At 66.6% G+C, this 11,963-nt stretch carries 12 protein-coding genes; 8 read left to right on the top strand and 4 right to left on the bottom strand.

The features are described from left to right. Positions 1-119 precede the first annotated feature (119 nt). From AC1D02_RS08255 to AC1D02_RS08220, 8 genes are all read left to right on the top strand, one after another. A complete protein-coding gene (locus tag AC1D02_RS08255; RefSeq protein ID WP_477315600.1) occupies positions 120-899 on the top strand; it encodes a S1 family peptidase in 780 nt (259 codons plus the stop codon). A gap of 171 nt (positions 900-1,070) precedes the next feature. Next, positions 1,071-1,691, top strand: coding sequence for an XrtA/PEP-CTERM system exopolysaccharide export protein (locus tag AC1D02_RS08250; RefSeq protein ID WP_477316257.1), 621 nt, complete (start codon positions 1,071-1,073; stop codon positions 1,689-1,691). A 290-nt stretch (positions 1,692-1,981) separates the two neighbouring features. Next, positions 1,982-2,539, top strand: a complete 558-nt coding sequence (locus AC1D02_RS08245) for a hypothetical protein (RefSeq protein WP_477315598.1) — start codon at positions 1,982-1,984, stop codon at positions 2,537-2,539. Positions 2,540-2,560: 21 nt separating this feature from the next. Further along, positions 2,561-2,833: an HPr-rel-A system PqqD family peptide chaperone gene (locus AC1D02_RS08240; protein WP_477315596.1), complete on the top strand. Its 273-nt coding sequence runs from the start codon at positions 2,561-2,563 to the stop codon at positions 2,831-2,833. After that, positions 2,830-3,747: an HprK-related kinase A gene (locus AC1D02_RS08235; protein WP_477315594.1), complete on the top strand. Its 918-nt coding sequence runs from the start codon at positions 2,830-2,832 to the stop codon at positions 3,745-3,747. The genes AC1D02_RS08240 and AC1D02_RS08235 overlap by 4 nt, the downstream gene beginning before the upstream one ends. Beyond that, positions 3,744-4,832 (top strand): nucleotidyltransferase domain-containing protein, encoded by a 1,089-nt coding sequence (locus tag AC1D02_RS08230; RefSeq protein WP_477315592.1) that lies wholly within the window; start codon positions 3,744-3,746, stop codon positions 4,830-4,832. The genes AC1D02_RS08235 and AC1D02_RS08230 overlap by 4 nt, the downstream gene beginning before the upstream one ends. Positions 4,833-4,910: 78 nt before the next feature. Beyond that, a complete protein-coding gene (locus AC1D02_RS08225; RefSeq protein WP_477315590.1) occupies positions 4,911-6,551 on the top strand; it encodes a GMC oxidoreductase in 1,641 nt (546 codons plus the stop codon). A 28-nt stretch (positions 6,552-6,579) separates the two neighbouring features. After that, on the top strand, positions 6,580-7,374 hold the full coding sequence (locus AC1D02_RS08220; RefSeq protein WP_477315588.1) for an SDR family NAD(P)-dependent oxidoreductase: 795 nt from the start codon (positions 6,580-6,582) through the stop codon (positions 7,372-7,374). Between the two features lie 88 nt (positions 7,375-7,462). On the opposite strand, the gene AC1D02_RS08215 is transcribed toward AC1D02_RS08220, so the two are convergent. From AC1D02_RS08215 to AC1D02_RS08200, 4 genes are all read right to left on the bottom strand, one after another. Beyond that, positions 7,463-8,335, bottom strand: coding sequence for a PEP-CTERM sorting domain-containing protein (locus tag AC1D02_RS08215; protein WP_477315586.1), 873 nt, complete (start codon positions 8,333-8,335; stop codon positions 7,463-7,465). Positions 8,336-8,676: 341 nt separating this feature from the next. Next, positions 8,677-9,888, bottom strand: a complete 1,212-nt coding sequence (locus tag AC1D02_RS08210; protein WP_477315584.1) for a glycosyltransferase — start codon at positions 9,886-9,888, stop codon at positions 8,677-8,679. Positions 9,889-9,954: 66 nt separating this feature from the next. Beyond that, entirely contained in the window at positions 9,955-11,025 is a 1,071-nt protein-coding gene (locus AC1D02_RS08205; RefSeq protein ID WP_477315582.1) for a nitroreductase family protein, read from the bottom strand. Further along, complete coding sequence (locus AC1D02_RS08200; RefSeq protein WP_477315580.1) at positions 11,022-11,897, bottom strand: ThiF family adenylyltransferase; 876 nt, start codon at positions 11,895-11,897, stop codon at positions 11,022-11,024. Before AC1D02_RS08200 ends, AC1D02_RS08205 begins: the two co-directional genes overlap by 4 nt. Positions 11,898-11,963: the final 66 nt, after the last annotated feature.

The following is an 11,963-nucleotide window of genomic DNA, read 5'->3' as shown; positions in this document are numbered from 1 at the left end:
GTCACCCAGAAAATCTGTTATGGTTGGCGGGCACGGCAATCTTGCCTGGGCGTGACCGGATGCAACAATGATAGCGTGAAATGCCGGGCCCGCCGACTAACCTTTCTTGTAAACAGACAATGCGACTCGTTCCCGTTTCCCTGCTGCGCGCGCTGGCGCTGCTGGCCGCCTGCTGCGCCGCTGCGGCGCCCCAGGCCGCCGAACTGGCGCGCACCATCGCCACCGTCAAGGGTTCGGTGGTCGGCGTCGGCAGCTACCTGAAGACGCGCAGCCCGGCCACGACCTTCAACGGTACCGGCTTCATCGTCGACGACGGCCTGTCGGTGATCACCAACGCCCACGTGGTGCCGCAGATTCTGGACAGCGAAAACAGGGAGACGCTGGGCGTGGTGATCGCGCGCGGCGACCAGATCGAATTCCGCCCGGCCACCGTGGTCGCGCTCGACCGCGCGCACGACCTGGCGCACCTGCGCATCGGCGGTGCGCCGCTGCCGGCGCTCAAGCTGGGCGACTCCGACGGCGCGGTCGAAGGCCAGGACCTGGCGCTCACCGGCTTCCCGCTGGGCATGGTGCTGGGCCTGCATCCAGCCACCCATCGCGCGACGCTGGCGGCGATCACCCCGATCGTGCTGCCGTCGCTGACCTCGCGCACGCTCGACGCGCGCATGATCGCCCAGCTGCAGAAAGCGCCGTTCCAGATCTTCCAGCTCGACGGCACCGTGTATCCCGGCAACAGCGGCAGCCCGGTGTACGACCCCGCCAGCGGCGTCGTGCTGGGCGTGATCAACATGACGTTCGTGAAGGGGCTCAAGGAGAGCGCGATCACTAGCCCGAGCGGCATTTCCTACGCCATCCCGGTCAAGTACGTCCGTGACCTGTTGCAACGAAAATCGCCGTAAGCAAATATTTGTCGACCACGGCCGCCGTTTCCCCGGTGGCGATGGTATAAAATACATGTCGGCAAAAAATATTTTTATTACAATTCTTTCGCGCCGAAGCAGGTGCACTCAGGCAAACAATTCGGACGGGCGCCCCGCGCGCGCCTTCAAGGGGATATCGACGTGAACAAACTGCAACTGAAATCGATCAAATGGCTGGCCCTGGCGGCCGTGGCGCTGTCGGCGTTGGCGCTGGGCGGCTGCGCCGGTCCGCGCACGGGCGCCGCGCCCGGCCCGGCCCAGGCTACCCCGGACTACCTGATCGGTCCTGGCGACACGGTCAACATCATCGTCTGGCGCAATCCGGAAGTGTCGATGGCGGTGCCGGTGCGCCCTGACGGCAAGATCACCACCCCGCTGGTGGAAGACCTGCCGGCCAGCGGCAAGACCTCGACCGAACTGGCGCGCGACATCGAGAAGTCGCTGGCCAAGTTCATCCAGCAGCCGGTGGTGACGGTGATCGTCACCGGCTTCGTCGGCACCTACGGCGAGCAGATCCGCGTGATCGGCCAGGCCGCCAAGCCGCAGGCGCTGGCTTACCGCCGCGACATGTCGCTGATGGACGTGCTGATCGCCGTCGGCGGCGTCACCGAATTTGCCTCCGGTAACAAGGCGAGCATCCTGCGCAATGTCGACGGCAAGATGGTGAGGCTGCCGGTGCGCCTGAACGACCTGATCAAGGACGGCGACATTTCGGCCAACGTCAACATGCGCCCGGGCGACGTGCTGGTGATCCCGGAAAGCTTCTTCTGACCGGCGGCGCGCTGCGCGCCGCATGTCGAAATTTCTTACAAAACCGGGGCCAAATTCGACACGGCTCCGGCGGGCGCTTATAATGATTTCGTAAGCCCTTGAAGTAAAAGCGATTATTGTTCGTTCCGCACTTGTGGAACAGATATTGCTTACCTTGCTACCAGAGTAGATCTCGAACGAACCTGGCGGGCGCCCTGCGCAAAAAGCGACCAGGAAGGGATGTGGCACCTAATTGAGGAACGACCGTGGCTAATATTGAACACCCAGACGGAGAGGCGGGCATGCCTCCCATGCAAGCTCCCCTGGAAGGGTTGAGCGCCAAGGGCGCGGCGCGCCGGCGGTTCGCGCGCAACGGCGCCGGCGCGTCGGCCGGCGTCATCGCCACCGTGGCCAGCCAGAACGCGATGGCGACGCTGGTCTGCCTGGCGCCGTCGGCCGCGTGTTCCGGAAACATGAGCCACAAGAAGCCGACAGTCGCCTGCGCGGGCGTGTCGCCAGGCTACTGGAAGACCCACCACTACGCCTGGCGCGGCGCGCTGACCAACGGCACGGCCAAGTTCAACCTGACCTTCCCGCTGACCTCGCGCTGCTCGCAGCTGTCGCCGTACAGCTGCTTCGACATCGTCGATCCGGGCATCGTGACCAACGGCGCCGACAAGGACAACGTGGCGATGCACATCATGGCGACCCTGCTCAACGTGCGCTCGAAGCGCATCGGCTTCCTGACCGAGAACCAGGTCCTGGCGATCTGGAATTCCTACGCCGCCACCGGCTACTACACGCCGATCGCCAACACCTCGTGGAACGGCGCGCAGATCGTGGCCTATCTTAAAAGCACCATGGCCTAAGGCCCGGCGGATCCTGCATTGATGTGGTGCCTCACCCCCGGGCAGATGCTGCGCAGCCGCGAATGGCAAGGCGAGCATGTGCTCTACAACGACCTGTCCGGCGATACCCACGTGCTCAACGACAGCGCGCTGTGGCTGCTGCACGCCTTGCGTGAGCGGCCCGCCGACGGCGCCGCGCTGACAGCGGCCATGCGCGCCGAATTCGACGCCGAGGACGGCGAAGTGGGCGAGGCCGACGTCGCCGCCCTGCTGGGCGAGCTGGAAGCGCTGGCGCTGGTCGAAGCGGCCGCATGACCACGCTGGCGGCGCTGTCGCGCGAGGAACTGGGGCGGCGCCTGGCGCACGGCGGCCTGCGCCTGCGCACCGGCGCCTTCACCGCCTGCATTCACAGCGCCATTCCCGCCGTCGCCGACGGTATCGGCCTGCTGTACGGCGACTACCCGCTGGCGGACGGCGCCGACTTCGCCGACTTCCATTTCAGCCTGCAGCCGTCCGGCGGCCTGCGCCGCTGGGTGCGCCGCCAGGTACTGTTCGACAACGACGGCATCGCTCCGTTCAAGCCGCTGCCGATCGCACAGGCCTTCCCGATGTTCGAGTGGGGCCTCAACTCCTGCGTGTCGAGCCGCGCCAACGGCTACCTGATCGTGCACGCAGCAGTGGTCGAAAAGGACGGTTGCGCGGCGATCCTGCCGGCGCCGTCCGGCTCGGGCAAGAGCACGCTGTGCGCGGCGCTGGTCTCGCGCGGCTGGCGCCTGCTGTCGGACGAGCTGGCCCTGCTGCGGCTCGACAGCGGCGAGCTGGCGCCGCTGCCGCGCCCGGTCAGCCTGAAGAACGCCTCGATCGGCATCATGCGCGCGTACGCGCCGCAGGCGGTGTTCAGTCCCGCCGTGCACGACACCCTGAAGGGCAGCGTGGCCCATATGAAGGCGCCGGCCGACAGCGTCGCGCGCGCGCTCGAGCCGGCGCGCCCGGCCTGGATCATCTTCCCGCAATACCAGGCCGGCGCCGCGGCCACGCTGGCGCCGGTGGCGCCGGCCGCCGCCTTCATGCGGCTGGCCGACAACGCCTTCAATTACCACCTGCTCGGCTACCAGGGCTTCGCGGCGCTGGGCCAGCTGGTCGACGCGGCGCCCGCTTTTGCTTTCAGCTACAGTTCGCTGGACGACGCGGTGGCGCTGTTTTCCCGGCTGGCGCCGGGCGCGCCGTGACGCCGGCGCCGCTGCTAGTCCAGGCGCTGCGCGCGCCATCCGCCATGGCCGGCTTCAGCCTGGCCGAGTGGGACCTGATGCTGCGCCAGGCGGCGGTGGCCAACCTGTCCGCCGCGCTGTACTACCTGGCCGAGGAGGCCGGGGTGCTGGACAGCCTGCCGGCGCCCGCGCGCACCCATCTCGACTGGGCCCGCGTCCACGGCGAGCGCCACCGCCAGGCGGTGCGCTTCGAGGTGCGCGAGATCAAACGCGCGCTGGCCGGCCTGGACCTGCCGCTGATCCTGATGAAGGGCGCCGCCTATGCAATGGCGGGCCTGGCGCCGGCGCCGGGACGGCTGTTTTCCGACATCGACATCATGGTGCCGAAGGAGCGTCTGTCCGAAGTGGAGGCGGCGCTGATGATGCACGGCTGGGTGTCGCACCATACCGATGCCTACGACCAGCGCTATTACCGCGAATGGATGCACGAGCTGCCGCCGATGCAGCATGTCAGGCGCGGGAGCCTGATCGACGTCCACCACGCGATCCTTCCTGAAACGGCGCGCGCGCGGCCGGACCCGGACAAGCTGCGCGCCGCCGCGCTGCCGGTGGCGGGCGAAACGGGCCTGCGCGTGTTCGCCCCCGTCGACATGGTGCTTCACAGTGCGGTCCACCTGTTCTGCGACGGCGAATTCGACAAGGGGCTGCGCGATCTGCTCGACATTCACCGCCTGCTGCTCGACTTCGGGCGCGATCCGGCGTTCTGGGCCGCGCTGCCGCGCCGCGCCGAGCAATTGCAGATTGCCCGCCCGCTGTTCTATGCGCTGCGCTACAGCGAGCGGCTGCTGGGCACGCCGGTGCCGGCCGCGCTGCTGGCGGCGCCGCTGGACCGGCCGGCGCCGCCGCTTCTGGCGCTGATGGACGGGCTGTTCGAACGCGCGCTGCTGCCGATGCATGCCAGCTGCAGCGGCCCGCTGTCAGGCGCGGCGCGCTTCCTGCTGTATATCCGCGGCAACTGGCTGCGCATGCCGCCGCTGATGCTGGCCCGGCACCTGGCGCACAAGGCCTTCATTTCGCCGAGGAATGCGGAACCCGACGCGGTCTAGGGCGGGATCTGCTTTTCTTTCCTGATGGCTATGGTACTCTGGCGGTTTAACAGTGAGGCGCGACGCCGCGGGACTATCATGTACGAGCCGCAGGAACTGGACCAGCACTGGGATGCGATCGTGATCGGCACCGGCATGGGCGGCGCCACACTCGGCTACGCACTGGCGCGTGCCGGCCAGCGCGTGCTGTTCTGCGAAAAAGGCACATCGCACCTGAACAATCCGGCCGCGCTGACCGGCCGCTACGCCGAAACCGCATTCAACAACGTAGCGGCGCCGGCGCCGCCGCACCGCGCCGTGCTGGCCGAGGCCGGGCGTTACCCGGACCTGGTGGACGAACGGTCGGAGCGCCGCGCGAGCCGGTTCGTGCCGTTCATCGGCAGCGGCAGCGGCGGTTCGACGGCGCTGTACGGCATGGCGCTGGAACGCTTTTTCCCCGCCGATTTCGCGCCGCGCCGGCAGCATCCCGGCGCCGTCGACGCCAACCTGCCCGAACAGTGGCCGATCTCGTATGCTGAACTGGCGCCGTTCTATGAAGCGGCGGAACGGCTGTACCGCGTACGCGGCAGCGCCGATCCGCTGCGCGGCGAGGCGGCGCCGGGCCATTTCATGGCGCCGCCGGCGCTGACGCCCGCGGCGGCAGAATTGTTCAGTTTTTTCGAGGGCAAAGCGCTCCATCCCTACCGCTTGCCGATGGCCTGCGAATTCGTCGACGGCTGCGCCACCTGCCAGGGTTACCTGTGCGACCGCAAGTGCAAGAACGATGCGGCGCGCATCTGCCTCGAACCGGCACTGGCGCAGCATGGTGCGCGCCTGATGGACCAATGCGAAGTGCTGCGGCTCGAGGCGAGCGGCGCCGCGGTGACGGCGCTCGAGTGTACGTGGCGCGGACGCGCGGTGACGCTGCGCGGCAAGCGCATCATCCTGGCCGCGGGCGCGCTCGAGACGCCGCGCCTGCTGCTGCGATCGGCGTCGGACACATGGCCGGACGGCCTGGCCAACGCTTCCGGCATGGTCGGGCGCAACCTGATGCGCCATCATATCGACCTCTACCTGGTGGTGCCGAAAACGCCGGGCGGATTCGACAACCGCCACAAGGAATTTGCCTTCAACGATTTCTATCAGGCGAATGGCGCCAAGCTGGGATCGGTGCAGTCGTTCGGCCGCCTTCCGCCGGCGCCGGTGCTGGCGGCCTCGATGGCCGATGACTTGCGCCAGGGACCGCTGCCATGGACGGCGCCGCTGTTCAACGCCGCCGGGCCGCTGGTCCAGCCCTTCCTGAAACAACTGGTCGAGCAGCGCATGATCCTGGCCAGCACGCTCGAGGATTTGCCGTATGCCGAAAACCGCGTCACCCTCGCGCCGGGTGAGGCCGCCGCGCAGGGTGTGCGCCTGGCGATCGATTACCGCGTACGCGCGCACGACCGGCAGCGCATCGGCGCCTTCCGCACGCTGCTGAACGGCGCGCTCAAACCGTACAAGTTCAGCGTCGTCAAGCAGGCCGACAACAACCAGCGCATTGCGCATGCCTGCGGCACCTGCAGGTTCGGCGACGATCCCGCGAACAGCGTGCTCGACAAGAATAACCGGGCCCACGGGCTCGGCAATCTGTATGTCGTCGACGGCTCGTTCTTTCCGTCCAGCGGCGGCACCAATCCAAGCCTGACGATCGCCGCCAACGCGTTGCGCGTCGCCAGCCATCTGATCCACGCGGCATGAATGCGCCGCGCACACAAGGGGAAGCGCCATGAAACTGGCCGAAGCAAAAGGGGAGTGGGCGCTGGTCACTGGCGCGTCATCGGGCATCGGGCGGGAATTTACCCGCCAGCTGGCGCGTGCCGGCATGCACGTGGTGCTGGTGGCGCGCCGCGGCGAGGTGCTCGACGCGCTGGCGACGTCGCTGCAGCAGGAATACGGCGTGCGCACCGCGGTGGTGGCAGCCGACCTGGCGCAGCCAGGCGCGCCGGCCAGGATCGGCGCCTCGCTGGCCGAGGCCGGCGTTCGCATTCGCCTGCTGTGCAATAGCGCCGGCTGCGGCAAGTGGGGCAGGTTCGAAGAAGCCGAACCGGGCCGTTACCAGCAGATGGTCCAGCTCAATACCGCGGCGCTGGTGGGCATGTGCGAACAGTTCCTGCCCGACCTGGCCGCCTTCCCTTCCAGCGCGATCATCAATCTGTCGTCGGCGGCGGCCTACCAGCCGGTGCCCTACATGGCGGTGTACGCCGCCACCAAGGCCTTCGTCCAGAGCTTCAGCCAGGCCCTGCACGGCGAGTGGCGCGAACGCGGCGTGCTTGTGCAAACGCTGGTGCCGGGCCCGACCGACAGCGAGTTCGACGACAGGGCGGGTGCCTATGCAAGCGCGTTGGCGCGGCGCGACGCCCCGGCCACTGTGGTGGCCGCGTCGCTGGCCGGGCTGGCGCGCGGCGTGCCGGTGGTGACCGCGGCCGCCGGCACCTGGAAGCAGCGATTCTTCGCCGGCTTGTTCCCGCCCAGTATGGTGATCCGCGAAGTCGGCAAGATGTTCACTCCGCCCGCTGCCTGACCGGCCGCCAATTTCTGGTTCCCCGATAAAAAAATGCCGTTCAGCCAGGCTGAACGGCATTGAGCGACGAGTCGCGTGGCTGGCTGAATCAGGCCTTCTTGGCGCTGCGGCGACGAGCGGCGCCGACGAAGCCCAGCAGGCCAATGCCCATCAGGACCATGCTGCCTGGTTCTGGCACGACGGTAAAGCGGTTCGAACCATCGACCTTGAACACGATGTCGTTAGTACCGACGGTGTAGTCGGCGAACAGTGCCGAACCGCCCAGGTGGAAAGCGTCGGTCAGCGAGGTACCCGATGGGTAGTTCAGGTTCGATTCGAATTTCATGCCGAACAGCAGCTTTGAAATGCCCTCGAGATAAGCGGCGTTGATGAAGTCGCCCGCTTCGACGATCGAAGCGCTCAGCTTGGCCGAGCCCTGACCCGTGCCGGTGCCTGGAAGGGTCGAGAATTGCGAGGTGGTGCCGTCGCTGGTGATCGTCAGCAGCGCAATCATGATGCCGTCGTCGAAACCGGTGCCGGTCGCGGTATCAGAGTTATGGGCGACATCGTAGAAGATGGCGACTTTGTTGTCCGCATTGGTGCCGCCCAGGCCGAAGAAAGCAGTCGGCTTGCCGTCCACGGTGCCCGAGCCGGTCACCACTTCCTTCAATTTCGCGGCAATCGTAAACTCATAGCTTTGGAAGGACTGGGGATCGCCGTCGGAGGTGGTATCCAAGCCGAGGACTAACGCGGTCGGGGAACCGCCGCTGACCGCAGCCAGGTTAGCCTGGTAGCGGAAGTCGAACATCGCGCCAGGCGGCAGCAGCGCATTGTCCTGGAACGGACCGACGCCGATGGCAACGCCGCTGCCGCGTTCATTCCAGTCGAGGCCGTCAGCGCCGGCGACGATGGTGCTGCCCGCGCCGTTTTTCAGGTTAAACTTGGTGATGGCGTCCGCGTGGGCGGCGGTGGCGAAGGTCATGCCAATTGCCAGGGCCATCGGGATAAGTTTCGAGAATTTCATAGTGACTCCAATTAGTAAGTTTATTGCTGCGTGATCAATACAGTGTTGTGTTGAGAGCCGCTTGCCAAGGCACATGGACTATTAAGCAATTCGCATGCCAGAAAATAAACCTCATTGAAATCAATGACCTGCGACGGAAAACAAATCGGATCGGAATGAACTGTAAAGAAATTCGACAGTCGGCTGGAGGCTGTCCGAAGATTAATTTCCGAACGGAAAATACCAGTGCATTCGCCTTATCAGCGTTGGGTGCCCATAAAGCGAACATGCTCGACGGTATTTAAATGCTGCAACACGAATTAATTACTTTTGGAAATCATCTTCGGAAGCAATTCTTCAAAGCGCCGGCCCGCATCGTACTGGCTGAACGATGCCGCGATGCGCTGGGCCGCCTCGGCGGTGCGCGACTCGGCGAGCATGGCGCGTACCACTTTTTGCAGGCGCGCGCCGTTGAAGCGGTCGGCGCGCAGCAGCACCCCGGCGCCGGCCTTGGCCACGCCCTGCATGTTGAGGAACTGGTCCAGGTTGCTGGCAATGCCGATCACCGGCACGCCGGCCGCCAGCGCCTGCTGACTGGTGGGGCTGCCGCCGTTGCAGATCACCAGGCGCGCGCGCCGCGCCGCCGCCTCGCCAGGCAGGTAGTCGGCGACCCGGGCATTGGCCGGGACTGCGTTCATCGCAATATTGCCCGCGGTGGCGGCCAGCACCGTGACCGGCAAGTCCGCCAGCGCCTCCAGCACCAGCGGCAGCAAGCCGCCTTGGCCGGAACTGCCCAGCGTGACGTAGATCACCGGCCTGTCGTCCGGCAGCGCATCCCACCAGGACGGCGCGGCGATCGGCGTCGACCAGATCACCGGACCGAGATACGCATGGTTGACCGGCATGTTAGACGCAGGGAACAGTTCCGGCACATCCATGTAGAGCGTGTAGTCGGCGTCGGTGTAGACCCTCCGCACGTCCAGGCCCAGCGCGGGCAGGCCGAATTTGCGGCGTACCCGGTTCAGCGGCAGCGAGTGGGACGCGAAGGCCACCGGGCGCACCATGCGGAACAAGGCGTTGGCGATATGGATCGGCAGAATTTTCGTCAGCGGAATGTTCGGCACGGCATAGTGCGGCCGCACGAACGGGCTCCAGTAGGCATTGGTCAGCGAGACGTAGGGCACGCCGGCCAGCCTCGCGCTGATCGACAGCGACAGCCGGAAATCGCCGACGATCAGGTCGGGCTTGACGCCGCCCAGCAGGCCGAGATCCTCCACCACGTAGCTGGTCAGGGTGGCCTCGCTATACACCGGCTTGCCGGCGGCGAGCGCCTGCAGGAATTGTTCGCTGGGAATACTCTTGATGGTCCAGCGAATGAAATCGGTGCCCGCGAAGAAGCGCTCGTAACCGTCGGCGCAGGCGAAATGGACTTCGTAACGGGCCGGGTCGAGCGTGGCGGCGAGCGCCAGGCCGCGGCCCACGTGCGCCAGGGTGACCGCTTCGGCGATAAAGAGGATTTTCTTGCGTTGCATGGGCAGCCCTTGCGCGGGAAAAAAAGGCCCGAAACGGGCCCGAAATTTGTTCGGCGTCGGCGCCGCCTACTTCAGCATCAATTCCGCCAGCGGCTTGCGCTCCGAGCGCGCATGCGGCGCCGGCCCGCTGCCGATGCGCCCCATGTAGACCGGCGTCGTGGCCGCGTCGTCGCCGATCAGGTCGGTGAGCTGGCGCTGCAATGTGCGCGCCATTGCCAGCAGCTTGTCGACCCGCGAAAAGCGCACGCCGTCGCGGGCGTAGGCGGAAAAGATCAGCGGCGTCATCTCCGGCTGCATCTGCAGGCCGAGATCGGTGGCGGTCAGCCAGAAGCGTTGCAGCGCGCGTCCCGCCGCGACATAGTCGTCGATGCCGCGCGGCGCCTGCCTGGCCCGGATCACGAAGTGAGCGGCGCAGGCGACGCCCGGCACCAGGTCCATCTGCAGGCGCGGCGCCCAGGTGCCCATCAGCGTGTTCAGTGTCGACAGGCGCTTCCAGCTGACCATTGCCCACTTCATCAGGCGCAGCGTGGCGGCATCGACGCCAAGCGCCTGGTCGGGCACCCGGTCGGCGCTGCGCGCCACGCCCCAGTGGATCACGCGGCGGTGGGTTTCGTAGGCTTCCGGCATGGTCAGGCGCAGCTTGGCGTTGTCGAACATCAGCCGCGCGGCGCGCAGTTTAGGGCCGAACCCCTCGATCCACTGGACCCGGTAGGCGCCGCCGGCGGCCGCTTCCAGCGCCTGTTTTTCCGGCCCGGTCAGCGCGCGCGTGCGCATCGGCCGGCGCTGCACGCTGCGCCGTGTGATCGCGCCGATCAGCGCACTCGGGGCCACGGCGGGGTCGGGCGTGAAATGCACGTCGAACACCGGCTTGTCCTCGGCGCTGGCGGCGCGCCGCGCGACGTCGGCGCGCAGGCCATGGGCGCTGGCCGCGATCGCGATGGTCTCGAGCAGTGCTCCGTAGGAAATCTGGCTGGGGTGGCCGTCCAGGTCGTAGACGCAATGCTCACGGGTATCGTAGCAGTGCACGGCCACGTGGCCCGGCCCGGCGATTTCGAAACGCCATACCTGGGTGTTGTCGCCGCTGGGCGCCCAGCGCGCCAGATCGAGGATCTGGACGACCGGATCGGCGCCGCTCATTTCGCCGCCGCCATCTTGGCGAACTGGCGCTTGCCGATCATGATCATCAGCTTGTGCAGCCAGTTGTTGTTACCGCCCGGGCGCCAGGTGCGCGCCAGCTTGCCGCGGTAGGCGTCGAACTGCATGCCGCGCGGCGCCGCCAGCACCTCGCCGCGGCCGAGCAGGATCTTCAACGCCTCGGTCGCGGCGATGCCGGCGCACAACTGGCAGGCCATGAAGGTGGACGGCCCGCGCCGCTCTGCAAAATTGACGGCCGACGGCACCATCAGGTAAGGGCGGTGCAGGCCGGCGGGCGCCAGGCCGACGACGAAGCGGATCGCTTTGTCCGCTTCCGGCAGGTCGCCCCAGCGGAAGTATTGTTCGAACGTCATTTTGCCCGGCATGAAATTGAGCAGGGCCGCGCCCATGCCCAGCGGCGCCACGGTCGTCGCCGGGATGCCCAGTTCGGCGCACAGGGCGAAGGTTTTCTGGCGGATATCGAAGGCGAAAAAGTCGAGCGCATCGACGTACAGGTCGACGCCGGCCAGAAATTCGGGCAGGTTGGCGCTGTCGATGCCGTCGCCAAACACCTTGATGTCGATCTCCGGATTGATGTCGCGCGCCATGTTGGCCAGCACGTCGACCTTGGGCTGGCCCAGCGTCGACATGTTGGCGCCGACCTGGCGGTTAAAGTTGGCGATGTCGAAGCGGTCGAAATCGGCGATATGGAAGGAGGCGATGCCCAGCCGCGCCAGGGTCAGCAAATGGACCCCGCCGACGCCGCCGCCGCCGGCGATGGCGACCCGTTTGCCGCGCAAGCTGGCCTGCTCGTCCGCGGTCACCCAGCCGATGTTACGGGCGAACGCTTTTTCGTAGGGAAACCGGTCGCTCATCGCGGTGCGACCCGGTCAACTTGCCATTGCAATATAATTTCCATCTCGAAATAGTATCACGCCGTG

This window comes from Massilia sp. P1_C10 (assembly GCF_056406475.1).
The sequence above is the reverse complement of the archived record's forward strand: the minus strand, read 5'-3'. Positions and strand labels throughout refer to the sequence as shown.

Coding starts and splice junctions, on each gene's coding strand:
- AC1D02_RS08255 (WP_477315600.1), top strand. CDS start 120: ATGCGACTCGTTCCCGTTTCCCTGCTGCGCGCGCTGGCGCTGCTGGCC.
- AC1D02_RS08245 (WP_477315598.1), top strand. CDS start 1,982: ATGCAAGCTCCCCTGGAAGGGTTGAGCGCCAAGGGCGCGGCGCGCCGG.
- AC1D02_RS08240 (WP_477315596.1), top strand. CDS start 2,561: ATGTGGTGCCTCACCCCCGGGCAGATGCTGCGCAGCCGCGAATGGCAA.
- AC1D02_RS08235 (WP_477315594.1), top strand. CDS start 2,830: ATGACCACGCTGGCGGCGCTGTCGCGCGAGGAACTGGGGCGGCGCCTG.
- AC1D02_RS08225 (WP_477315590.1), top strand. CDS start 4,911: ATGTACGAGCCGCAGGAACTGGACCAGCACTGGGATGCGATCGTGATC.
- AC1D02_RS08220 (WP_477315588.1), top strand. CDS start 6,580: ATGAAACTGGCCGAAGCAAAAGGGGAGTGGGCGCTGGTCACTGGCGCG.
- AC1D02_RS08215 (WP_477315586.1), bottom strand. CDS start 8,335: ATGACCTTCGCCACCGCCGCCCACGCGGACGCCATCACCAAGTTTAAC.
- AC1D02_RS08210 (WP_477315584.1), bottom strand. CDS start 9,888: ATGCAACGCAAGAAAATCCTCTTTATCGCCGAAGCGGTCACCCTGGCG.
- AC1D02_RS08205 (WP_477315582.1), bottom strand. CDS start 11,025: ATGAGCGGCGCCGATCCGGTCGTCCAGATCCTCGATCTGGCGCGCTGG.
- AC1D02_RS08200 (WP_477315580.1), bottom strand. CDS start 11,897: ATGAGCGACCGGTTTCCCTACGAAAAAGCGTTCGCCCGTAACATCGGC.